22 protein-coding genes are annotated in these 19,875 nt (G+C 66.3%); 17 read left to right on the top strand and 5 right to left on the bottom strand.

All coding sequences use genetic code 11. The features are described 5' to 3' along the window. The coding region (locus tag Q0817_RS18755) for an integrase core domain-containing protein (protein ID WP_298591634.1) at positions 1-364 on the top strand (364 nt) is incomplete at its 5' end. A 611-nt stretch (positions 365-975) separates the two neighbouring features. Here Q0817_RS18755 and Q0817_RS18750 read toward each other — a convergent pair. Continuing rightward, a complete protein-coding gene (locus tag Q0817_RS18750) occupies positions 976-1,197 on the bottom strand; it encodes a hypothetical protein (protein WP_298591633.1) in 222 nt (73 codons plus the stop codon). A 324-nt stretch (positions 1,198-1,521) separates the two neighbouring features. Between Q0817_RS18750 and Q0817_RS18745 the strand changes: the two genes are divergently transcribed. The 4 genes from Q0817_RS18745 (at position 1,522) to Q0817_RS18730 (ending at position 4,774) form a co-directional block, all read left to right on the top strand. Continuing rightward, entirely contained in the window at positions 1,522-1,848 is a 327-nt protein-coding gene (locus Q0817_RS18745) for a hypothetical protein (protein WP_062737293.1), read from the top strand. 56 nt (positions 1,849-1,904) lie between these two features. Continuing rightward, on the top strand, positions 1,905-2,189 hold the full coding sequence (locus Q0817_RS18740; RefSeq protein ID WP_222596080.1) for a hypothetical protein: 285 nt from the start codon (positions 1,905-1,907) through the stop codon (positions 2,187-2,189). 137 nt (positions 2,190-2,326) lie between these two features. Beyond that, positions 2,327-3,142 (top strand): carbonic anhydrase, encoded by an 816-nt coding sequence (locus tag Q0817_RS18735; protein WP_062737295.1) that lies wholly within the window; start codon positions 2,327-2,329, stop codon positions 3,140-3,142. An 897-nt stretch (positions 3,143-4,039) separates the two neighbouring features. Further along, positions 4,040-4,774 (top strand): ZIP family metal transporter, encoded by a 735-nt coding sequence (locus Q0817_RS18730; protein WP_062737296.1) that lies wholly within the window; start codon positions 4,040-4,042, stop codon positions 4,772-4,774. 133 nt (positions 4,775-4,907) lie between these two features. On the opposite strand, the gene Q0817_RS18725 is transcribed toward Q0817_RS18730, so the two are convergent. Next, complete coding sequence (locus tag Q0817_RS18725) at positions 4,908-5,282, bottom strand: helix-turn-helix transcriptional regulator (RefSeq protein ID WP_084271825.1); 375 nt, start codon at positions 5,280-5,282, stop codon at positions 4,908-4,910. Positions 5,283-5,366: 84 nt separating this feature from the next. Here Q0817_RS18725 and arsB point away from each other — a divergent pair, with 84 nt between their 5' ends. From arsB to Q0817_RS18690, 7 genes are all read left to right on the top strand, one after another. Next, positions 5,367-6,461, top strand: a complete 1,095-nt coding sequence (gene arsB / locus Q0817_RS18720; protein WP_062737297.1) for an ACR3 family arsenite efflux transporter — start codon at positions 5,367-5,369, stop codon at positions 6,459-6,461. A 39-nt stretch (positions 6,462-6,500) separates the two neighbouring features. Next, complete coding sequence (locus tag Q0817_RS18715) at positions 6,501-6,926, top strand: low molecular weight phosphatase family protein (protein ID WP_062737298.1); 426 nt, start codon at positions 6,501-6,503, stop codon at positions 6,924-6,926. Positions 6,927-6,980: 54 nt separating this feature from the next. Then, positions 6,981-7,424, top strand: a complete 444-nt coding sequence (gene arsD / locus Q0817_RS18710; protein ID WP_062737299.1) for an arsenite efflux transporter metallochaperone ArsD — start codon at positions 6,981-6,983, stop codon at positions 7,422-7,424. A gap of 43 nt (positions 7,425-7,467) precedes the next feature. Continuing rightward, a complete protein-coding gene (gene arsA, locus Q0817_RS18705; RefSeq protein ID WP_062737300.1) occupies positions 7,468-9,225 on the top strand; it encodes an arsenical pump-driving ATPase in 1,758 nt (585 codons plus the stop codon). A gap of 47 nt (positions 9,226-9,272) precedes the next feature. Next, positions 9,273-9,704, top strand: a complete 432-nt coding sequence (locus Q0817_RS18700) for an arsenate reductase ArsC (protein ID WP_062737301.1) — start codon at positions 9,273-9,275, stop codon at positions 9,702-9,704. An 11-nt stretch (positions 9,705-9,715) separates the two neighbouring features. Beyond that, positions 9,716-10,705 carry a thioredoxin-disulfide reductase gene (gene trxB, locus Q0817_RS18695; RefSeq protein ID WP_298591632.1) on the top strand — a complete coding sequence of 330 codons (990 nt, stop codon included), beginning with the start codon at positions 9,716-9,718 and terminating at the stop codon, positions 10,703-10,705. A 107-nt stretch (positions 10,706-10,812) separates the two neighbouring features. Continuing rightward, positions 10,813-11,442 (top strand): arsenate reductase ArsC, encoded by a 630-nt coding sequence (locus Q0817_RS18690; RefSeq protein ID WP_062737303.1) that lies wholly within the window; start codon positions 10,813-10,815, stop codon positions 11,440-11,442. Positions 11,443-11,544: 102 nt separating this feature from the next. Here the strand turns inward: Q0817_RS18690 and Q0817_RS18685 are convergent, their stop codons facing one another. Further along, entirely contained in the window at positions 11,545-12,135 is a 591-nt protein-coding gene (locus tag Q0817_RS18685) for a recombinase family protein (protein WP_062737396.1), read from the bottom strand. Positions 12,136-12,362: 227 nt separating this feature from the next. After that, positions 12,363-12,749 carry a hypothetical protein gene (locus Q0817_RS18680; RefSeq protein WP_298591631.1) on the bottom strand — a complete coding sequence of 129 codons (387 nt, stop codon included), beginning with the start codon at positions 12,747-12,749 and terminating at the stop codon, positions 12,363-12,365. 845 nt (positions 12,750-13,594) lie between these two features. Here Q0817_RS18680 and Q0817_RS18675 point away from each other — a divergent pair. The 3 genes from Q0817_RS18675 (at position 13,595) to Q0817_RS18665 (ending at position 17,080) form a co-directional block, all read left to right on the top strand. Then, positions 13,595-14,495, top strand: a protein-coding gene (locus tag Q0817_RS18675; protein ID WP_126349441.1) for an IS5 family transposase whose coding sequence is annotated in 2 segments (ribosomal slippage) — positions 13,595-13,945 and positions 13,947-14,495 — 900 coding nt in all. Because the reading frame shifts where the segments join, the coding sequence is not laid out codon by codon here. Positions 14,496-15,293: 798 nt separating this feature from the next. Beyond that, positions 15,294-16,055: a ParA family protein gene (locus Q0817_RS18670; RefSeq protein ID WP_062737311.1), complete on the top strand. Its 762-nt coding sequence runs from the start codon at positions 15,294-15,296 to the stop codon at positions 16,053-16,055. After that, positions 16,052-17,080, top strand: a complete 1,029-nt coding sequence (locus Q0817_RS18665) for a hypothetical protein (protein ID WP_298591630.1) — start codon at positions 16,052-16,054, stop codon at positions 17,078-17,080. The genes Q0817_RS18670 and Q0817_RS18665 overlap by 4 nt, the downstream gene beginning before the upstream one ends. Before the next feature lie 498 nt (positions 17,081-17,578). Here the strand turns inward: Q0817_RS18665 and Q0817_RS18660 are convergent, their stop codons facing one another. Continuing rightward, positions 17,579-17,710 (bottom strand): hypothetical protein, encoded by a 132-nt coding sequence (locus Q0817_RS18660; RefSeq protein ID WP_298591629.1) that lies wholly within the window; start codon positions 17,708-17,710, stop codon positions 17,579-17,581. A 205-nt stretch (positions 17,711-17,915) separates the two neighbouring features. Here Q0817_RS18660 and Q0817_RS18655 point away from each other — a divergent pair, with 205 nt between their 5' ends. Further along, positions 17,916-18,161 (top strand): hypothetical protein, encoded by a 246-nt coding sequence (locus Q0817_RS18655; protein ID WP_136341073.1) that lies wholly within the window; start codon positions 17,916-17,918, stop codon positions 18,159-18,161. 340 nt (positions 18,162-18,501) lie between these two features. Beyond that, positions 18,502-19,773 (top strand): replication initiation protein, encoded by a 1,272-nt coding sequence (locus Q0817_RS18650; protein ID WP_298591628.1) that lies wholly within the window; start codon positions 18,502-18,504, stop codon positions 19,771-19,773. Positions 19,774-19,875 lie beyond the last annotated feature (102 nt).

Here is a 19,875-nt window from a genome sequence, read left to right as displayed (position 1 = left end):
CACCACCTGCGCCGGGTTCCTGGCCCGGGCGGCCGTCTACTTCGCCGGCCACGGGATCCCGAGGATCGAGCGGGTGATGACCGACAACGCCTTTGCCTACCGTCATTCCGCGGCCGTGCGGGAGGTGGTCGCGATGCTGGGGGCCAAACAGGTGTTCATCCGTCCGCACTGCCCGTGGCAGAACGGCAAGGTCGAGCGCCTCAACCGCACCCTGGCCACCGAGTGGGCCTACCGGCAGGTCTTCACGACCAACGACGCACGCACCGCGGCCCTTGCCCCCTGGATCGAGCACTACAACACTGAAAGACGCCACAGCGCACTCGGCGGACACCCACCGGTTAGCCGCCTGCGACCAACCTCATGACCGGGTACACCTAGGCGGCGGCCCAGGCGGCGGCCCAGGCGGCGTAGGAGTCCTCGAGTTCGACGGCGTCGGCCGGGGAAACAGCGATTGCTCATTACCGCGATCGATGATCTCGAACGGCTCGTCACCACCTTGGCCCCGCACCCATCACCAGCCGGCGCTACCTCGGCGACCAGTAAGCACTGAGGGAGAAGGCCCCACCACCGCAGGAGATGACGGCGGCATGCCTGCCCCTGCTTCCCCGGACACAGCGGGGGTCCTGGAGAACCTGGTGACCTGATTGGGAATCAACGCGGTCGCCAGTGAGGGAATACCCGTGAGGAAGATGCACCGGACAGACAGGCGTCCCAGCACAATCCCCCCGGATCGTATGCTGGGACGCCCTCCGCCGGAGTCCAACGGGTGGTGTGGAACCCGGACCGAAATCGCACCGACGGTTCAAGAACCAACAGGCTCTTGGGCTCTCTCCCCCCGGAGAGAGCAATGTTGACCCTACAACCATCCACTGCGTGTTCACCCGTTGTCCACCAACAGGGGAACGTTCCGCCCAGCCACAAGCATCTCCTCAGGTCTCGAGGCCAGCAGGTCCCGTACCGGGTCCCAGGTGCGGTTCAGTGAGAGCAGTCAGGCGAGCAGTGCCGCAGGTGGTACTGCTGGGCGTGGATCATCTTTCGCTCCCCGATCCCGTCCTCGAGGATCCACACGACACCATGGGCGGGGTCCACCTGGTCCACGGGGCCCGCATACAGCAGCTGATCCTGGTCCCACACCTCCATACGGCCGCCATGGGTGACCTTGCTCAGGTCCTGGATCCACGCCTCACTACTGCTCATGGGACTGTCCTCCTCTTGGTTTCATCCATCAGGCTACTTCCCGTTATGCTTCCGCAGCATGCTTCAGGCATTCTCCTCGCGCAGTCCCGGCGCATCCCCAGCAAAGGCGTGACCGCCAGCCCCTGGCCCTGCAACCAAGCCGCTCACAGGGGATGTCCTCACCCGCAGCTGGGGGCCCGTGTCCTTCGAAGCGCGGTGGATGGATGGAGGGATGACCGGGAGGATTTTGCCCGGCGCAGCAGGAGACCTCTACCGTCGATCATGAGCGGGTCGGGCAGCGCAGCCCGAAAACCTCGCTCGCCTCAAGGAAAGGGGATACTCTTCGTGGATCCCAAGATCTCCGTGCTCGCCGACATCGACATGGACGGCACCTACGTGAGCCTGGTCGTGACCGGGCGTCTGACCGAAGCCAACCAGCAAGGGCTGCACCCGTTGATCCGCCAGGCCAGGTCCATGGCCCCAGGTGGGGTGATCAGTGTTGACCTGCGTGGCGCTGAGGACGTCGAGGACGGCGCCGTGGAATCGTTGCGCTGGGCGATCGGCCACAACAACGACACCGGCCCCGCAACCGAGTCGGTGGACATCCTCATCCCCGACCACGCCCCGGACCACGAGCCCAGGGCCACTCCGGCCCCTGAGGCCGCGGTGTGACCTGAGGCACGCACCGCCCCGCCGGGCGCCCGGATGATGGAAACTGCCCCCCCCCCATGAGCACCCACGACCCTGCCGGCCCTGTCCCGGTGCCCGACCCCGTCCCCGCCACGACCGGCGGCACCGGCCTGGAAACCACTGAGGAGTTCCCGGCCGATGTGGCCGGCCTGTCCCTGACCCAGCTGCACGTGCTGCACAGCAAGCTCTGCCGTCAGCTGGACCACGAAACCCTTACCCATCCCGCCGGCGCTCATCCGCTCACCCAGGACCGCCACCAGGAAGTCGTCAGCGAACTCGACGCCCGCGCCACCACCGACACCGACCAAGGAGCTGCTCACTGAGCATCTGTCCGGCGCGCGATGATGTACGTCGAGAACATGCGGCTCTGATGCCTGCGAGTCAATCGACACAAGCGTGTCATCGAATCGCCGTCAAGGCAGGGCAACGGATCCGCCCTGAACCGATCCGAAAGGCAGAAATGCACAACACCTCGTTGATCACCAGGAGATCGGTCATCACCGGCTCCGGCGTGGGATTGCTGGCGATGATCACCGGTTGCACGAACACCGCCGGCCCCGACGACCCGGCCACCGCCTCGCCCCCGCAGGGAGGGGCATCCGGAGAGTGGTCCTACGAAGGGGCATCAGGCCCGCAGCACTGGGGCGAGCTCGACGACGAGTTCACGACCTGCAGCACCGGAACGGCCCAGTCCCCGATCGACGTCCCCAGCAACGCCCCCCTTTCCTCCAGCCCGACCACCCTCGACTACACGGTCGCGGACTTCCAGGCCCGCGACACCGGACACACGGTCGAACTCCACGCCCTGTCACCTCAACGCATCACGGTTGACGGAACCCAGTACACCTTCAAACAGATGCACTACCACGCCCCGTCCGAGCACACCGTCGGCGGCACGAGCTATGAAGCCGAGTTCCACTTCGTCCACCAGTCCGACGACGACGCCCTGGCTGTCATCGGGGTGCTTGCCACCGCGGGAAAGGACAACGCCGCGTGGTCTCCGGTCATTGACGCAGTGCCGGCCACCCGAGGCGGGAACTCACCTGAGGTCACCGGCCTCACGCTGACCTCCTTGCTCCCCGACTCCCTGGGCCACTACGCCTACGACGGCAGTCTGACCACCCCACCGTGCAGCGAAGGCGTCCGTTGGCTCCTGCTGCAGACACCGATCGAACTGAGCACCGGCCAGATCGAAGACCTCCGGTCCGTGCACTCCGGCAACAACCGCCCGACACGGCCGTTGAACAACCGGAAGATCAGCCAGACCGGCCAGTGATCAACCTGTACTCCAGCAACAAGGACTGGTTCGGATCCGCTTGATCTGTGACGGGCAGGCCCCATGAACACACCGTGACGCGCCACTGGACCGATACCTGCCGACGGGAATCGCGCACGAGGACTGACACGTGCGCGGGGCGAGGCGCACCTTGGGTGCGGTGAGTAGGGAACGGCCACGCGCACGCTCTGTTCGAGCTGCGGCGAGGTGCCCGGTGATGGAGAACTCCGCCAGATCAAGGCCCACGGTGAGTCGGAAGCGGGCACACCGTCGGGAGGTGCTGCATGGACGCTGAGATCGGCAACGGCCCAGGGGGAGAGCTTGCTGGGTGATACGAGGAGCCCTTCAGCTCGCGGCGGACCAGCAGCAGCCGGGAAGTGATGACCTCAGCAAAGTTGCGGTGGCCTCGCCACCACGCCGATGCCAGGATCTGCACGGTCCCGGGCGGACTCAGCCGGGATCTGAGTCGGCATGGCAGGGCTACCCAGCCAGATGCGCTGATCTTCACAGCTGCACGGGCAACTGGGCCATGGGTCAGTCCGGCGAGCTAACCGGAGCTTCAGCAGTCCCCGGGAAAACACCCAGGGGTGCTGACTAACGTTATCGGCAGGGGCGGGTGCGTTGTTGCCACTGCGGCGTGCCCGCCCCGCCGACCACATCCTGCAGCAGCGTACTGCGGCGATGTCCGGGACACCGGGTTGGTGAGCGGTGGTCCTTTTTCGTCCCTCAGGGGCCCGGAGGCGATCTCGGCGGGAGTAGTAGTGAGCATGCTTGTCATCGGGGTCGGGACATCAGGGTTTCCTCCTGTAAGACTGTGCGGAGTACCGGTCCCGCTAACCCGATGTGGTCGGCTCCAGCCGGGCCTGTTGTCACCGATCAGATCGCAGGAGGTGGCCCGTGGAGGGATTTGTTCTGGTGCTGGTCCTGGCCGCCCTGCCGGCGGCCGGGAATTTCCTGGGCGGACTTGCCGCGGAGCTGGTCGATGTCTCCGAGCGAACCCTGTCCCTGTCCTTGCACCTGGCCGCCGGCATCGTCATGGCCGTGGTCGGCCTCGAGCTCATGCCCGAAGCCCTGGAAGCCTCCGCCCCATGGGTCCCGATCCTCGCCTTCGTCGCCGGTGGGGCGTTCTTCATGGGCATCGAACGGACCATCGGCTCCATCCAGGCACGCCTCGGCGCCGGCAAGGAGAACGCCGGTCCGCTAGCAATCTTCACCGGGGTGTCCCTGGACCTGTTCAGCGACGGGGTGATGATCGGCACCGCCACCGTCCTCAACCCGTCCCTGGGCCTGCTGCTGGCCCTCGGGCAGGTCCCGGCCGACGCGCCGGAAGGCTTCGCCGCCATCGCCACCCTGCGCCGGGCCGGAATCCGGCGCCGCACCCGGATCCTGATGTCCCTGGGTTTTGCCCTGCCGATCCTGATCGGGGCGGCCCTGGGTTACTTCGCGTTGCGCCAGGCCCCGGAGATCCTCACCCTGTCGGTGCTGGCGCTCACCGGCGGGGCGCTGACCAGCGTGGTGGTCGAAGAAATACTCACCGAAGCCCACGAGGGAGACACCAGCGTGTGGGACCCGATCCTGCTCACCGGCGGTTTCGCCCTCTTCGCGGCGATCTCCGTCTACCTCGGCGCCTGACTACCATGCCGACTTGCGGCAGCGAGTCCACAAGCACCGCAGACGATCAGCTGACGTGGCGCCATGCGCCGAACAGCACCCGGACAGTGTGGCTAAAACGAGCCTTTTCGGGCACAAGTTTTGTAGAAACGGATCAGCGCAAGTCGAGGAAGGAGCGCAGCTGGGCGAAGGCTTCGGGGATCACGCTGTAGTGGGCCCACCGGCCGCGCTGTTCGCGGGTGAGCAGACCGGCGTCGACGAGCTTTTTCATGTGGTGGCTGACTGTGGGCTGGCTGATGCCCAGTTCCTCGGTGAGGTCGCATGCGCACACGGCCTCGCACCCTTGGCCGACGACGTGGGAGAGCAGGCGCAGACGCATGGGGTCGGCCAGGGCCTTGAGGACCCTGGCGATCTGCTGGGCGTCCTGAGCGCCGATGGGGCCGCCCGAGAGCGAGCAGCACTCGTTCCGGAACGGGTGCGGGGCGCACTCGGTGGCTGCGGTGGCCTGGAGGTCGGCTGCGATGGTCATCACTCCATTGTACATTGACGGAGTTCGATGTGACCCGTAATGTTCGGCATAGATGTTCGTCGATACGAAGGGTTGTCCCCGCCCATGAGCGCCACCACGACCGCCTCTGCTCCCGATCAGGGGGTTATGAAGGACCTGTCCTTCCTGAACCGCTGGCTGCCGGCCTGGATCCTGGCCGCCATGGCCGCGGGGCTCCTGCTCGGCCGGCTCGTGCCCGGCATCGACACGGCGCTGGAGGCCGTGAAGGTCGGGGAGGTCTCGCTGCCCATCGCGATCGGGTTGCTGGTGATGATGTACCCGGTGCTGGCCAAGGTCCGCTACGACGAAACCCACCGGGTCGCCGGCGACCGCCGCCTGCTGGGGGCGTCCCTGGTCCTGAACTGGGTCGTGGGTCCGGCGCTGATGTTCGTCCTGGCCTGGGCGCTGCTGCCCGACCTGCCCGAGTACCGCACGGGCCTGATCATCGTGGGCCTGGCCCGCTGCATCGCCATGGTCATGATCTGGAACGACCTCGCCTGCGGAGACCGCGAGGCCGCCGCCGTGCTCGTGGCCGTCAACTCCGTCTTCCAGGTGCTCGCCTTCGGCGTCCTGGGCTGGTTCTACCTCCAGGTGCTGCCCGCCTGGCTGGGCCTGCCCACCACGTCCGCAGAGTTCTCCGTGTGGTCGATCGTGGTGTCCGTCCTCGTGTTCCTGGGCATTCCCTTGGCCGCGGGCTTTTTGACCCGCACCCTCGGCGAGAAGGCCAAGGGTCGGCAGTGGTACGAGGAGCGATTCCTGCCCAAGCTCGGCCCGTGGGCCCTCTACGGACTGCTGTTCACCATCGTGCTGCTGTTCGCCCTGCAGGGCGATGCCATCACCTCGAACCCGTGGGACGTCGCCCGGATCGCGCTGCCCCTGCTGGCGTACTTCTTCCTCATGTTCGGCATCGCCCTGCTGGCCTCCCGCGCCCTGGGACTGAACTACGCGAAATCCACCACCGTGGCCTTCACCGCTGCGGGCAACAACTTCGAACTGGCCATTGCCGTGGCCATCGCCACCTTCGGGGTCACCTCCGGGCAGGCCCTGGCCGGGGTGGTAGGCCCGCTCATCGAGGTCCCGGTCTTGGTCGCCCTGGTGTACGTCTCCCTGTGGGCCGGGCGCAAGCTCTTCCCCGGCGACGCCACCGTCCCCACCCGCTAATCCCCGCATCCCGTCCCCGCGAGCATCCAGGAGCAACCGTTGAACGCCACCCAGCCGTCCGTCCTGTTCGTCTGCGCCAAGAACGGCGGCAAGTCCCAGATGGCCGCGGCCCTGATGGCGCGCCGCGCCCACGGCGCCGTGGACGTCCACTCCGCGGGCACGAGGCCCGGGAAACAGATCAACGCCCTGTCCGCCGAGGTCGTCGCCGAGGTCGGGGCGGACATGTCCCACGGAAAGCCGAAGGCGATCGACCCGGAGCTGCTGCGCCGCGTGGACCGTGTCGTGGTGCTGGGCGACGAGGCCGTCGTCGAACCCGTCGAGGGCATGACCGGCACGATCGAGACCTGGACCCTGAACGAGCCGTCCGAGCGCGGGATCGAAGGTGCCGAGCGCATGCGGATGGTGCGCGACGACATCGACGCCCGGGTCCAAGCCCTGCTCACCGAGCTCACCGGCACCCCCTGACCGCGTCCACCCTCCTGTCGTTCTTTTCCACGCCTTGAAAGGACTTTTCCTGCCATGACTCCCCAGACTTCCCAGACTGCCGAGATCCTCCCGTCCGGGCCCCGGATCGAGGTGTTCGAACCGGCCCTGTGCTGCAACACCGGAGTGTGCGGCCCCGATGTGGACGAGGCCCTGGTGGAGTTCACCGCCGACCTCGAAAACCTGCGCTCCCGCGGGGTGGACATCACCCGGCACAACCTGGCCAACGACCCCCAGGCATTCGCGGACACCCCGGCGGTGAGCGACTTCCTGCGCGTGGCCGGCTCCGCCGGGCTGCCCCTGGTCCTGGTCGACGGAGTCACCGTCGCCACCGGCGCCTACCCCGACCGGGCACGCCTGGAGGCCCTGGCCCAGTCGGCCTCCCCGGCCCCGGAGCCCGGGACACATCAGGACCTGGGCCTTAGCGCTGCGACCTCCAAGGACTCCGCCGGGTGCTGCGGCCCCACCGGCTGCTGCTGAACCTGCGGTGACCGACGATCTCCTGTTTCGGAAAGCGAGCACGATGACGTTCCTCGACCACACCCCCCGGTTCCTGTTCTTCACCGGCAAGGGCGGGGTGGGCAAGACCTCTCTGGCCTGCGCCGCCGCCGTGCACCTGGCCGGTGCGGGCCGGAAAGTGCTGCTGGTGAGCACGGACCCGGCCTCCAACGTGGGCCAGGTCTTCGGGGCGAGCATCGGCAACACGATCACCGCGATCCCGGAGATCCCGGGCCTGCACGCCCTGGAGATCGACCCGGAGCAGGCCGCTGAGGCCTACCGGGAGAAGATCGTCGGACCGGTCCGCGGGCTGCTTCCCGAGGCGGAGATCGCCTCGATCACCGAGCAGCTCTCCGGGTCGTGCACCACCGAGATCGCCTCCTTCAACGAGTTCACCGCGATCCTCGCCGACGCGACGATCGGTGAGCGCTACGACCACGTCCTGTTCGACACCGCCCCCACCGGGCACACCGTCCGGCTCCTGCGGCTGCCGGGGGACTGGACCGCGTTCCTGGACACCGGCAAGGGTGACGCCTCTTGCCTGGGCCCGCTCTCGGGCCTGGAGAAGCAGCACAGCACGTACGCCGCGGCGGTGGTCGCCCTGGCCGACCCGGCCCGGACCCGGTTGGTGCTGGTGGCCCGCGCCCAGGAGTCGAGCCTCGCCGAGGTTGCCCGCACGCACGAGGAGCTGGCGCGGATCGGGATGACCGAGCAGCACCTGGTGGTCAACGGCCTGATGCCCGCCGGGGAGGACCCCCTGGTGGCGGTGGTGCGGGCCCGCGAGCAGGCCGCCCTGGCCCAGATGCCGGCGGTCCTCACCGGCCTGCCGCGCGACGAGATAGCGCTGCGCCCGCAGAACATGGTCGGGGTTCCCGCCCTGCGGTCCCTGCTCACCGACGACGACGGCGCCCCGGAGCCGGCGGCGTCCACCCCGCCCGCGGAGCTCGACCTGCCTGGCCTGGGGGTCCTGGTGGACGAGCTCGCCGGCCAGGACCACGGCCTGGTCGTGTGCATGGGCAAGGGCGGGGTCGGCAAGACCACCGTGGCCGCGGCCGTCGCCGTGGCCCTGGCCCACCGCGGCCACGACGTGCACCTGACCACCACCGATCCGGCCGCCCACCTCTCTGGAACCCTGTCCGGGGGAGTCGAGCACCTGGCAGTCTCGCGGATCGACCCCGAACAGGCCGTCGCCGCCTACCGCGACCGGGTGCTGGCCTCCAAGGGGAGGAACCTGGACGAGACCGGCCGGGCGCAGCTGGCGGAGGACCTGCAGTCCCCGTGCACCGAGGAGGTCGCGGTCTTCCACGAGTTCTCCAAGGTGGTCAACGAGTCCCGCCGCCGCTTCGTGGTCATGGACACCGCCCCCACCGGGCACACCCTCCTGCTGCTGGACGCCACGGGCTCCTACCACCGGGAGATCGCCCGCAGCATGGGTGAGAGTTCCTCCTACACCACCCCGCTGATGCGCCTGCAGGACAAGGAGCTGACCAAGCTCGTGCTGGTCACCCTGGCCGAGACCACCCCGGTGCTGGAGGCGACCCAGCTGCAGGAGGACCTGGAACGGGCCGACCTGCACCCCTGGGCGTGGGTCGTCAACAACTCCGTGGCCGCCACCGATCCCGACTCGGCGTTCCTGCGAGAACGCGCCCGCCACGAGCTAGAGCAGATCCGCACCGTGCAGCAACTGGCCGCCCGGACCGCCGTGATCCCTCTGCTGGCCGTCGAACCCGTGGGCGAGACCGCCCTGGCGGAGCTCACCGGACCCGCCCGCGTCCGATCCTGAACCACGCGATCCTCTTTCCTCCTTCGACAGAACGGACACCACCCCCGATGAGCACCGAGACCACCAAGCCCAGCGTCCTGTTCGTGTGCGTGCACAACGCCGGCCGCTCCCAGATGGCCGCCGCCTACCTCACCCACCTCTCGCAGGGACGCATCGAGGTGCGCTCGGCCGGCTCCGCCCCGGCGGACTCCGTGAACCCTGCCGCCGTGGAGGCCATGGCTGAAGAGGGCATCGACATGAGCGCCGAGACCCCCAAGATCCTCACCGACGAAGCCGTCCAGGACTCCGACGTGGTCATCACCATGGGGTGCGGGGACGCCTGCCCCTTCTTCCCGGGCAAGCGCTACGAGGACTGGAAGCTCGACGACCCCGCCGGGCAGGGCATCGAGGCCGTGCGCCCGATCCGCGACGACATCAAGGGCAGGATCCAGCAGCTGATCGCCGAGCTGCTGCCCGCCGAGCACACCACCACCAAGTAAGGGCCCGGGAAATGAGCACGCACGAGGTGACCGACAAGCTGATCATCATCGGCTCCGGCCCGGCCGGCTACACCGCCGCCATCTACGCCGCCCGGGCCGGGCTGGCCCCGCGGGTGATCGCCGGCTCCGTCACCCACGGCGGGGCGCTGATGAACACCACCGAGGTGGAGAACTTCCCCGGCTTCCCGTCCGGCATCCAGGGCCCGGAGCTCATGGCCGGCCTCAGCGAGCAGGCCGAGCGGTTCGGGACGCTCATCGACTACGACGACGCCGCCTCGATCCAGCTCACCGGCCACCTGAAGGAGGTCACCACCCTGGAAGGGGCGACCTACCGGGCTCCGGCGGTGATCGTGGCCACCGGCTCCGCCTACAAGGAACTCGGCCTGCCCGAGGAGAAGACCCTCAGCGGTCACGGGGTGTCGTGGTGTGCGACCTGCGACGGGTTCTTCTTCCGCGACCAGGACATCGTCGTGGTCGGCGGCGGCGACTCCGCCATGGAAGAAGCCCTGTTCCTGACCCGCTTCGCCTCCTCCGTCACCGTGGTCGTGCGCCGCGACGCGCTACGAGCCTCGAAGATCATGGCGCAGCGGGCCAAGGACAACGAGAAAATACGCTTCGCCCACAACAGTGCCGTCACCGCCATCCACGGCCAGGACAAGGTCACCGGGATCACCCTGACCGACACCACCACGGGAACCACTCGCGAGCTGGCCGCCACCGGTGTGTTCGTGGCCATCGGACACCTCCCGCGCACCGAGCTCGTACAGGGTCAGCTGGAGCTGGACGAGGAGGGCTACATCGTCGTCGACTCCCCCACCACCGTCACGAACCTGCCCGGGGTCTTCGCCTGCGGGGACGCGGTCGACCACCGCTACCGCCAGGCCATCACCGCCGCCGGCACCGGCTGCGCGGCCGGCCTGGACGCCGAACGCTACCTGGCCGCTCTGGAGGACGCCGACAGCATCGCCACCGCCCTGGTGGAAGAGAACACCCACGCCTGAGCCACTGCGGCCCGCGCCCCCTCGAGGACACACCTGTCCGCTGACGCTCCGGTGACCCCGGGGCCCCTCCCTCACCGCCGAACGCCGTCGATCGCCAAGGAGCCGTCATGACCCAGCCCGCCGAGACCAGAGACACCCACGTCCTGCAGCGCACCGCCGAGCACCTGGCCAAACGCTATGAGGGGATCTTCTCCCCGGAGACGGTCGAACGCTACGTCTTCGAGTCCTACACGACGCTCTCCCGCACCGCGCGCATCCGCACCTACCTGGCGGCCACCGCCGGGCACTTCGCCGACGACCGGCTCCGGGCACTGGCCCAGTCCCAAGGCAAGATCGACTCCCCCGTCCCGCAAGTGCTGTTCGTGTGCGTGCACAACATCGGCCGCTCCCAGATCGCCGCGGCACTGCTGAGCCACTACGCCGGGGAGAAGGTAGAGGTGCGCTCCGCCGGATCCCTGCCCGGGGCCGAGGTCCACCCCCTGGTGGTGCAGGTCCTTGCCGAACGCGGGATCGATTTGGCGCACGCCTACCCCAAGCCGCTGACCGACGACGTGGTGCGCGCGGCCGACTACGTGATCACCATGGGCTGCGGAGACGCCTGCCCGGTCTACCCGGGCAAACGCTACCTGGACTGGGGCATCGCCGATCCCTCCGAGCGGACCCTGGAGGGCGTGCGGACCATCGTCGACGCCATCGACACCCGGGTGCATGCCCTGTGGGACCAGATTCGCGACTGACCGCACACCCCTTCGTTTCTTGACCCCGCCCCGCACGCAGAGGCGGAACCGACCGCGTCCGAGAGCCAGCAGGGAAAGCAAACCACCGCAGACAGTCCCGACTCAGGCGCTCGGCATGGGCAGTTGACGGACACGACGGTAGAGCGTGGCCCTCGACATCCCGAGGTCGCGGGCGACCTGGGTAGCCGGCTCTCCGCCCTCGATCAGCCGCATAGCATTGCGGATCTGGGAGTCGGTGAAGGTCGGGCGCCGCCCGCCCAGGTCCTTGCCGGCGGCCCGACGCTTGGCCACCGAGTCAGTGATCCGCTCCCGCTTGATCTCCAACTCCATCTGCGCCAAGGCAGCCATGACGGTGAAGACCATCGAACCCATCGGGGTGTGGGTGTCCACGTCTCCCCCACCCAGGTTCAGCACCCGCAACCCCGCACCTCTCCCCCGCAGCGCCTCGGCGAAAGCCAGCATGTTCTGCGTCGACCGCCCCAGACGGTCCAGGGTGGTGACGACCAAGGTGTCGTCCTCCTCAAGCGCGGCCACGGCCTTGTTGAATTGTGGACGTAAAGCGTGGGCTCCAGACACTCCATGATCGACGTAGAGGTCATCGCGCCGCACGCCAGCGGCGATCAGGTCAGCCACTTGACGGTCCGCATCCTGCTGCCGCGTCGAAACTCGCGCGTATCCGATCAACTTCCCCATGGCAACCCCTATGTGTCTCGCAACCAATGTCTGGTACACGATTCTAGGCACGCAGATAAAGTACATAGTTGCAAGACTTGCCGGACCGCGGGAAACCGCCAAAATTCGTGGCCGCAAAATTCGCCGGACGAGACGTCTCGCATCCCCTGACCTGCGAGACGCGCCAACGCGCCGAAAGCTGATAAGACTCGGTCTCACCAGCCGGCGAACCAGCACCGGATGCAGTGTCAGTCGGTGAAACGTTCGTAGGCACTCTGCCGGGAGGTGTTCAACGCCCACCCAACCCCGGCCCAAGAGGCCCCGCTCCCCCGGGCGTCCGCCACGGCATCGCGCAGCGCCACGCCGGCCCCACGCTCAAGCAGGCGCAAGAACCTCACCCGCTCCAGAGCACGGTCAGAGGCTTCTTCGGTCTTCGCGGCGGCCCACGCATCAGCGGCCATGCGCAGGAACTGAGCCACCGCCACCCCGTCACGGTCGTCCACCGGCACGGCGTGATCAGCCAGGGACGCCCCCAGCTCCCACGCCGCGTGCGGCGCCGTCACACCCTGCAGCCCATCGCGCTCGAACACGCCCACCTCCGAGGTGTCATAAAACCCTGACACTGTCAGGATCACCTGACATGGCGACAAGATCAAGCACCAAAATAAGCAGCAGAGCGCGCACCTTTTCGCGCCGGCTCAAGTCTTACAACGAAGGCGTCGCGCAACCCATGAATTGAGAGAAGGGGACTGGTGCACTGCTAGGTCAACCTGCCACCTGCCGCTGCGACAGTCCCAACCGTGGGGCAGGTCAGAGCCAACCAAAGTCGGGGCAGTCCCATGTGGCTATAGGGTGTGGCATACCGCCATCCAGTCGGAAACGTCAGCAGTGTCCAAAACGGACGTAACCGCTATATCCCAGCGTGTCGCCTGTAGCCACCCGTCGACGTTGGACAACCTCAGGCCATTGCATCCCGACACGGTCAACCGCACACATGACGGCCATGGCGACAGTTTGCCTCTCCCCCACCGCCGCAGCCGACCGCGGACATTCCCTGACGACGGGCGATCAGTCGATCAAAATCGGAGAACTAATACGTGTCGGAGTCGATCCAGCACTCTCTCGCCAAGATGCTGTCCGACCTGACCACCGCGACCAGCGCCAAGGAGACGTTCGAGGAGGTCGAAGCCCTCCTGGATCGCGACGAGCACCTCGGCCACGCCCTGAGTACGACGACGAGGGCATGTTCGACTGCGCCAGCCCAGGCCGCGTCCATTACGCCTCCCGGGACGGTCAACTGCGAGTCGCCGTCGAGTCCCTCGGTGCGGACCAGTTTGCCGTCAAGATGTTCAACGACGAGACCGGGCCCCGCTCTATGGAAACCTACGGTGCCGCTGAGGCAGAGCGCCTTGCCGGCGACCTGGCCGGCTTCTAGGGCATGTCTCTTTAATCGTGTGAGTGGTTCTGCGAGGCTGGGGGCATGTCCCGTACGGCTGTGCTGACCGATGATCAGTGGGAACGGATCCGCCCTCTCCTGCCGTCCTCCGATGGCAAGAGAGGCCGGCCGTTCCGCGACGACCGCCCCGTGGTGGAAGGCATTCTCTACCGGTACCGGTGCGGGATTGCCTGGCGTGATGTTCCCGAGCAGTTCGGGCCCTGGCAGACCGTGTGGAAACGGCACCGCCGCTACAGCGCCGACGGAACCTGGGACCGGGTCCTGGCCGCGCTGCTGACCGAGGCGCAGAAGCTTCAACTGATCGACTGGGCGGTGTCGGTGGACTCCACCATCAACCGGGCCCATCAGCACGCCACGAACTTCTCCCGCGACACAGGGGGCGGGATCGAACTACACGAATCTGTCCGACGAGCCGGCTGATCACGCGGTAGGCCGCTCCCGCGGCGGGCTGTCGAGCAAGATCCACACCCTGGTCGACGGCGCCGGACGTCCTCTGGTGGTGCTCGTGGGACCGGGTCAGTCCGGGGACGCCCCGATGTTCCCGCATTTGATGGCCCACCTGCAGGTGGCCCGCCACGGACCAGGGCGGCCCCGGACCCGGCCCGGGCGGCTGCGGGCGGACAAGGCCTACTCCTCGAGAGCAATCCGCACGCATCTGCGATCCCGAGGGATCACCGCAGTGATCCCCGAGCCCGCTGACCAGGTCGGCCACCGGAAACGCCGGGGCTCCCAAGGTGGTCGACCCCCGACCTTCGACGCCCAGGACTACAAGGGCCGCAACGTCGTCGAGCGGTCCTTCAACCTTTTCAAGCAGTGGCGAGGCCTCGCGACCCGATACGACAAGCTCGCGCTGACCTACCGCGGCGGGGCCGTACTGCGCGCCATCACCATCTGGCTCAAAGACCTATTGGGAGACATGCCCTAGGGCCTTGACCGAGATTGACAGCCGTACCGCATTACGTTGTTGGGTCTAACCGGTTCACCATGTCCAACAAGTGCCGCTGCTGCATTGCGTCAGCTGTCTGATCAATGAAACTCAAACTCGATAGCGGCTGGCGACGGACTCTTGTTGTGTTGTGCACTCTTGTCATGTTGCACATGTGCCACAAGTTCAACGTAAGAAGCAACGACGCCATGACCCATCAAAGCTCACCGGCATAGCTAGTTCTTGTTGCGTCGTGCATGTTTATCTGGTTCTACTTGTTACACATGTTTGACAAGTTTAACCGTCCAGTGGATCCTGTGGCGTGTGTTGGCGCCATAGGGTCCCTTGTTGTGTTGCCCATGCTTGCCACGTTCTACCCATAGGTCCTGCAAAGACTTTTATTGCTGATAGGTGTCGAAGTGGACCGGGCGGCGTCGGCCGCGTCGTTGCATAACGCATGGTGCAGAGTCTGCCTGTAGTGCCAAGTTCAACGAGTCTCACCCGCTCGACCACGTGACTCGGTCCAACCCACGCTCCATGCCGGGGTGCCATCAGGTGCTAACTCGATAGCGCCGGTTCCACATGGTGAACCTGCATAACGTGACAAGCGTTTTGATCCAGGTACGCCCCACGCTCCGCTCGTCGCTGGTTGCGGCTGGCACCGAGCAAGGGATAAAAATTGTTGTGTTTACTACGTTAAACATGTTTGACCTGTTGAAGCGTGTAACCGGTTAGGGTGATGGACGACAGCCTTCCCCAAGTCACCGGCCGTACACCCGGCCGAGAGGGACATCCACGATGATCTACACCGTCGCCTTCCCCAAGGGCGGAACGACCAAGACCACCACCGCGGCCGAACTGATCTGGACACTGGCCCAGCGAGGTCGGCGAGTCCTAGCCGTCGACCTGGACATGCAGGGCACGCTGACGCAGCGCCTGGGCTTCACCGATGCCACGGAGTTCAACGGCACAGCCGCAGATGTGCTGACCGCCAGGATGACCATCGAAGAGGCTGCGACCGAGGCGCCTGACATCGAGGGCGTCGAGGTGCTGGTCGGCCAGCACGACCTGTCTCTGGTCGATGTGAACAGTGTTGACGACCTCATCACCTCGCTACGGGACCTCCTGCCAGACGTGGCCGATCGCTACGACGACGTCGTGATTGACACCCCGCCGGCCATGAGCGACCTCAGCATTACCGGAATGGCAGCGGCGGAGTACCTCATCGCCCCTGTGGTGTGCGACGTGGAGGCGTACACGCAGGTCGACTACTTCGAGTCGGTGATCGAGAAGCGGCTGGCGCCGAGGATTAACAGGGGGCTGAAGATCGGCGCGATCATCCCCACGCGCTACGACGGCCGCCGTCTGCTGGACCGTGAGCTCGTGCTGACGCTGCGCGAGGAGTACGGGGAGTCCACGAAGGTCACTGATCCGATCCGTGAGGGCATCGCAGCTCGTGATGCGACACGCTCGGCCATGCCGGTGGGCCAGTACGATCCCAAGTCGAATCCGGCTAAGGATTACGCAAGGGTGTTCGGCTCCCTGATTGGGGAGGCGTGACGATGCCGACCAAGCGCGTGAACAAGCTGGTGGGCAAGAAGACCCGCAACCAGGTGCGCGACGAAGCCCTGGAGCAGCAGCACCTGCGTGACGAGCAGCTTTTGGATGCCAGAGCCAACCAGCGCAGCAACACCGCCGGCTCCGACGAGTCGGCCGACATCACGGTCTTCGAGCAGGCTGCCGAGACGCTGGCGAACGGTACCGCGCCGACGCCCGGACCCGTCACCTTGCCAGTGGGGGAGGGGACTCTGGTGCCGGCGGTGACCGCCGAGCCGGTGGGGGAAGGCTCCGATGAGGTGGTGGGGGAGTGGCCGGTGGCCGAGACCTTGAAGCCGCGGTCCAACGGGCAGACCCTCGACGACGCGCAGCAGCACGCCGAGCAGCCGGCGCTCGAGGACGAGGTCCCAGCTCAGGTGCCGGCCCGAGAGACCAGGCGACCGGAGCCTGCTACTCGAGAGAAGACCGAAAATGTGGCGCCGACCGCGGAGCCGATGGGGGAGGGGAGTGCCATGTCAGCACCCGCTATCCATCCGAGCGGGCTCGCCGTCGCAGACTCCGAGGCTGTCAGGGGCCTCGAGCGGTACTCGCATCCCTTGACGGGCCCGCGGGCCACCACCGTCCCGATCGGCGTCTCGTTCTCACGCACCTCCCTGGACCACGCTAAGCGGGCGTATTCCTCCGACAAGCACCGGATCCCCGGCGGCGGGCCGACATCCTTCGTCCGCTGGTTGCAGCGGGCGGTGCATCAGCACCTGGCCCTGAGCCCGGAGGAGCGGGAGACGGCGCTGCAGTCCGCTCCGCCGCCGGATGACGGCGGAAGGAAGATCTCCTACAACGTCGTACTGCCCTACGACCTCCACCACCAGCTGATGGCCGAGCTTGACCGAGCCGAGATGGAGGGCTGGCAGGTGAACAAGTCGGCGTTCGTCCGTGAGGCGGTAGCCGTAGCGATCGGCCAGGCCCTGATCCGGGCGAACGTCACCCAGTTCCCGCCGCTGAAGGGCAAGCTCAAGCACGCCCGCTGACCGGCGCATGGTTGACTGGGTGCATAAATTCAACATGTCGAACAGGTGCAACAAGTAGAACACAACAACGCTCCTACGCAGGCCGATGGCCTGTCCCCTACGGAGACGGCGGGCCGTCGGTCGTCGTGGTGGACGGTCAGGAATCACTTGGGAAGTGCTGGATCGCCAGGGGCATCTTGGCCTTTGCGAGCTGCTGGCCGACCTCGTATAGCTCGTCCCAGTCATAGTGCAGCTCGGTGGCGTGTAACACCAGGTCGCGCCGGGCGGCCACCAGCGAACTGGTGAGCTCAGTGTCGGCGATGATGCCGCGGACCTCGACGAAGGTGCGGGGGCGTCGAGCTGGATGAAGTAGTTCTCGAAGGTGGACAGGTGGAGGTCGACGTCGCGCTCGATGGCGGACGACTCACCCATCAGCACGACGTCTTCGCACCAGCGGTCGACGTCGGCGGCGGTGGGCAGGGTGTGACGGTAGTGGGGGAGGGGTCATCTGCTGAGTACTCATGCCACCCACGTGTGTGACCACACATCCAGCGCACATACTGCCCCGGGCCGGGCGACCAGGGCCTGGACAACGAGCACCGGGTCGGAGGCGTAGAGCCCGGCGTTGAGGAGCCCGTTGAGCTCGATCACCACCCGGCGGCCGTTCTCGGCGATGTCCAGGTCGTTGACGCAGTCGGCCCATCTCCGGATTCTCGCCGGCCAGATCCGCGGCCACCAGCTGACTCGAAGAGCTAACCTGCCACCACCTGGGACACGCCAACGGTGACTGGGAAATTTGGAAACTCATGCAGCGTGTTTCTGGAAACGATGTCGCTCGACTGACATACTTCCAACCATGACGACTATGCCTCGTACGCGCAGTCCCCGTGGCGGCCGCCCGTCCAAGGGCGAGCGGCAGAAGGTATCTGCGAACCTTCCCATTGACCGGTACAACCAGTTTTGGGACATCGTGGAGTCCCGTGGCACTACCGCCAATGACCTGGCAGTCGAAATTATTACCGACTGGTTGGACCGTACGGCCATGTCGTCAACAAAGCCCGAGCAGCAGACGATCAATCTGGAGGAACGACGTATCGCCTGATCCCATGACTGCATGAGAAAAGACCCGCCTTCTCAGACGGGTCCCTCTCAAAACAATTCTCGAAGCCGACCACCTGAGTCGCCAAACCTGTTGGTCTGCTTCGCATATAGCACCGGAGTGATTTCTTGCCCTATCACACCGGGGGTGCGTTACGTCCAGATTAGCACCCTGGGCCCCTGACGCCATACCCCCATGCCCAGACGAAGTCCTTGATCTGCTAGGAATCTTGCCTCCGAGGCAGGAGACGAGCCCGGCCAGCAGATGGATCACGCACCACCGCCTGACCTATTTCAGGGCCGGGTACACCAAGCACCAGGCTTTGCCGAACAACGGTCAGTCCGTGGTCGAGTTCCCCTATGTCCAGATCAACCCGGCCGACAACATCAACTTTCTGGTGGTCGACGTGGACCGTTGCGACGCGCTCATGCTGCTGATGCATCCCGCCGTGCCACCGGCCACTTGGATCATCCACAAGCCCGAGTCTGGTCATGCTCAGGCAGGCTGGGCGATCGACCCGGTCTTCGTCGGTCGTGGTCACCGTCCCGGCCCGAAGCAGTACGCCGACTCGGTATTACGTTCCCTAACTCGGTTGGTCTACGGCGACGAGAACTTCACCCGATTCCTGGTTCAGAACCCATCTGCCCGCAACCCGGTGGGGGAGGTCTACTGGGGGAACAGGGCCACTCCGTGGCATCTGGGGGAGTTGATGGACCACATGAAGTCCTACGTCGATCCGTTTCACGACGAGATCCTCGACGGACCAGCCGTCTCAGCATGGCAACCCACTCCGGACAGAGCCAAGCAGTCGCGAAAAGTGCAGCAGGCGATTGCCAACACCTCCGGGCGCAACTGCTCTCTGTTCCGTAAGACCCTGCGGTGGCTCTGGACCCGGTGGCTCGGGGAGAAGCGCGAGCCACACGAACCTGATGCGCTGGCATATGCCCGAACGCTCAATCGAGACCTCGAGCACCCATTGCCAGACAAGGAAGTCCGGGAGCTTTCTGCCTCCGCGTGCCGTCAGGCACGCAAGGGCAACGGCCGACCGCGTACGTCTAGCCATGGAGGCAAAAGAAACCAGTTCCTATCACGGAAGGGCCGGGTAGGGGGCAAAGCCACCTCAGAGGCGAAGGCTGAGGCAGCGGCAGCCAACGCGGCGACTGGGCGCACCGTGCGCTCTGCAATGACCGATGCGAAGGCGCTGAAGGCCCAGGCCCTGCACCTGGCGGGGGAATCGAAACAGGCGATCGCCGAGCTGATGCGAGCCTCCGTCAAGACGGTAGGTCGTTGGTTAGCTCGGGTGGTGGAGGGTGCCGAGACCACCACACCACCTGTAGCTTCAAGAATGTCCAGGCGGGAGCAGCCCGGCGCTTTGCCATCTGACCAGTCGGAAAGCGCCGACTGGGGGCACTCTGCATCGAATCCTGCGGACACCGGTGCAGTCCCTGACCCTGAGTCTGCCGAAACGCCAGCTGAACCAACGCTGCGCATGGACGAAGGCGCCATTTATCGCAGCCCAGAAGTCCGGCCCCCTATCCGACCTTCAGAGCCGCGTGTCTGGGCCGCTCTTCAGCGCGCAATCGGTCGACCAGTTGAGTCCCTGATAGTGGTGTAGCGCGGTGCCCTCGCTCGATGTCCCAGACGAGAGCGCGGCCACCGTGAGATCTTTCGAGTTCACCTCTCACAGCACCCTCGAAAGGACATCATCACGATGACC

This window comes from uncultured Kocuria sp., assembly GCF_947500125.1.
Classification (GTDB): domain Bacteria; phylum Actinomycetota; class Actinomycetes; order Actinomycetales; family Micrococcaceae; genus Kocuria.
The sequence above is the reverse complement of the archived record's forward strand: the minus strand, read 5'-3'. Positions and strand labels throughout refer to the sequence as shown.

Bases quoted from the DNA above. Each gene is read 5' to 3' on its own strand.
- Q0817_RS18750 (WP_298591633.1), bottom strand. From the start codon at position 1,197: ATGAGCAGTAGTGAGGCGTGGATCCAGGACCTGAGCAAGGTCACCCAT.
- Q0817_RS18740 (WP_222596080.1), top strand. From the start codon at position 1,905: ATGAGCACCCACGACCCTGCCGGCCCTGTCCCGGTGCCCGACCCCGTC.
- Q0817_RS18735 (WP_062737295.1), top strand. From the start codon at position 2,327: ATGCACAACACCTCGTTGATCACCAGGAGATCGGTCATCACCGGCTCC.
- Q0817_RS18725 (WP_084271825.1), bottom strand. From the start codon at position 5,282: ATGACCATCGCAGCCGACCTCCAGGCCACCGCAGCCACCGAGTGCGCC.
- arsB (WP_062737297.1), top strand. From the start codon at position 5,367: ATGAGCGCCACCACGACCGCCTCTGCTCCCGATCAGGGGGTTATGAAG.
- arsD (WP_062737299.1), top strand. From the start codon at position 6,981: ATGACTCCCCAGACTTCCCAGACTGCCGAGATCCTCCCGTCCGGGCCC.
- arsA (WP_062737300.1), top strand. From the start codon at position 7,468: ATGACGTTCCTCGACCACACCCCCCGGTTCCTGTTCTTCACCGGCAAG.
- Q0817_RS18700 (WP_062737301.1), top strand. From the start codon at position 9,273: ATGAGCACCGAGACCACCAAGCCCAGCGTCCTGTTCGTGTGCGTGCAC.
- trxB (WP_298591632.1), top strand. From the start codon at position 9,716: ATGAGCACGCACGAGGTGACCGACAAGCTGATCATCATCGGCTCCGGC.
- Q0817_RS18690 (WP_062737303.1), top strand. From the start codon at position 10,813: ATGACCCAGCCCGCCGAGACCAGAGACACCCACGTCCTGCAGCGCACC.
- Q0817_RS18685 (WP_062737396.1), bottom strand. From the start codon at position 12,135: ATGGGGAAGTTGATCGGATACGCGCGAGTTTCGACGCGGCAGCAGGAT.
- Q0817_RS18670 (WP_062737311.1), top strand. From the start codon at position 15,294: ATGATCTACACCGTCGCCTTCCCCAAGGGCGGAACGACCAAGACCACC.
- Q0817_RS18655 (WP_136341073.1), top strand. From the start codon at position 17,916: ATGACGACTATGCCTCGTACGCGCAGTCCCCGTGGCGGCCGCCCGTCC.